The sequence below is a fragment of the Novosphingobium sp. 9U genome, from assembly GCF_902506425.1.
In the GTDB taxonomy this organism is placed as follows: domain Bacteria; phylum Pseudomonadota; class Alphaproteobacteria; order Sphingomonadales; family Sphingomonadaceae; genus Novosphingobium.
In genome coordinates, this window is the sequence record NZ_LR732495.1 from 1 (window position 1) to 1,563 (window position 1,563).

Below are 1,563 nucleotides of genomic sequence, written 5' to 3' on the forward strand. Positions count from 1 at the left end.
GGCGCGCGTTAGTCCTAGGTTGACCTACATATCGGCTTTACACGGTTGATTGGACGCCTAGCATTTCAGCTGGCTCTCACAAACGAGCCGCCGCTCACCCGCAGCGGAAAACTCCATTGCGCGGCCGGATCGCACGTATCCCGCAAGAACCTCGACCAGCGGCGCAGTTTTTCCCTGAGCCTCTGCAACCTGCGCGCGCGACGATCTGTGTCGCTCGGAGGAGGGCGTGCCAAAGTCTAGTGGGTGGCCTGGACAGGCGAGTGCCAGCGGTCTTGGCTACATGGGGGTTCGTCGCGGTGAGCGCCGAGCAGCGCCCGTCCAGGTTCAGGTACAACGAAGAAGGTGGAGCAGCGTTCCCGCACTTTGAAGTTTTTGTGACAGCTGCTGTCGCGGTTTTATAGGCTGCGGCAGCATGCTGGGAATTTCGCCTGCTCAAGTGTGGGCAGCTCCTGGAGCGCTAGGACTTGCGAAGGCATCCGCCCCAACAAACATAAGCTGCGGCCTGGTGCTGACCTCCAGCCGGTAACGATAGAAAACGGCGGACGTATGAGCAACAGTGACCTGCGAGCGGCATCGGATATGCCGCTCATTGACGACAACGAGAGCGGGATTGAGCAGTTCATTGCTCGCGCCAAGCGCCGTGGTTTCATCACGATAGAAGATGTGGAGGCGGCGCTTCCAGCGGACGAGGTCTCAACAGACCAGATCGAACAGATCATGGGCGCCCTCTCGGAAATGGGCGTCAAGATCGTCGAGAATGAAGAGGGTGAGAGTGCTGACGCTGAAGCCCAAGCTGACGCGGATCCCGAAAACGACGACGCGGAAGGTGACGGTAGGACCGGGCAAAGAACTCCGAGCAACGGGGCTGCCGACAATCTGGGCCGTACCGACGACCCTGTACGCATGTACCTTCGTGAAATGGGCGCGGTTGAAATGCTCAGCCGCGAGGGCGAGGCCGCTGTTGCCAAGCGGATCGAAGCCGGCAGGGACATGATGATCCTCGGGCTATGTGAAAGCCCGATGACGTTTCACGCGATCATCCAGTGGTCCGAGGCGCTTAATAGCGGCGAGATGCAGCTGCGCGAGATCCTTGATCTAGATGCGATGTACGCCACAGAGCCGACGAGCGAGTCGATGTCCGCCGAGGGTGAAGCGCAGATCACCGAGGCGACTACCGGACCCGCCTACAAGGAAGATGAGAAGGAGGACATCGAGCCGGAGCGCTCGGGAGGCGACGATGAGGGAGACGCTGAAGGCGGTGCCAAGAAGGCAGGGGAAGAGGAGGAAGATAACACCCTCAACCTTGCTCAGCTCGAAGCCGCGCTCAAGGACGATGCTCTCGCAAAGTTCGCTGAGATTACCGAGGTGTTCCGCACGTTCGAGAAGCTTCAACGCGAGCGTCTCGACGCGCTGGCGCTCGGCATCGACTGCCCGGCAGCCAAGGAGCAGCAGTACCATGAGCTGCGTGAGGAGCTGACCGCGCTGGTCGAGTCGGTAAGGTTCCACGCAACCAAGATCGAGTACCTGATTGACAATCTCTACGCGTTCAACCGGCGCTTGACC

At 60.2% G+C, this 1,563-nt stretch carries 1 protein-coding gene; it reads left to right on the plus strand.

The window, feature by feature from the left end:
• Positions 1-546: 546 nt before the first annotated feature.
• On the plus strand, positions 547-1,563 hold a 1,017-nt coding region (locus GV044_RS15855; protein WP_305778438.1), incomplete at its 3' end, for an RNA polymerase sigma factor region1.1 domain-containing protein.